Below are 237 nucleotides of genomic sequence, written 5' to 3' on the forward strand. Positions count from 1 at the left end.
CGCCTGGTCGGTGGGCGACATCGTCTGGTGGGACAACCAGGCCGTGCTGCATGCGCGCAACGCCTTCCCGGCCAGCGAGCGGCGGCGCCTGAAGCTCATCAGCCTGGCGGGCAGCCGTCCGTTCTGAGCCGGCATCCCCCAGCGTGCGCCGGCTCCTCCGTTGCCGACCGGCGTAGGTCGCTGCGCGCCGCTCTGGCGAGCCCCTTCCGTTCCGGCGAATAGCTAGCAGAACTGCGA

1 protein-coding gene is annotated in these 237 nt (G+C 71.3%); it reads left to right on the forward strand.

Features of this window, described 5'->3' with window-relative positions:
• Positions 1-10: 10 nt before the first annotated feature.
• On the forward strand, positions 11-127 hold the full coding sequence (locus tag BST14_RS32325) for a TauD/TfdA family dioxygenase (RefSeq protein ID WP_368731267.1): 117 nt from the start codon (positions 11-13) through the stop codon (positions 125-127).
• The last annotated feature ends 110 nt before the right edge of the window (positions 128-237 follow it).

The organism is Mycobacterium arosiense ATCC BAA-1401 = DSM 45069 (assembly GCF_002086125.1).
In the GTDB taxonomy this organism is placed as follows: Bacteria; Actinomycetota; Actinomycetes; order Mycobacteriales; family Mycobacteriaceae; genus Mycobacterium; species Mycobacterium arosiense.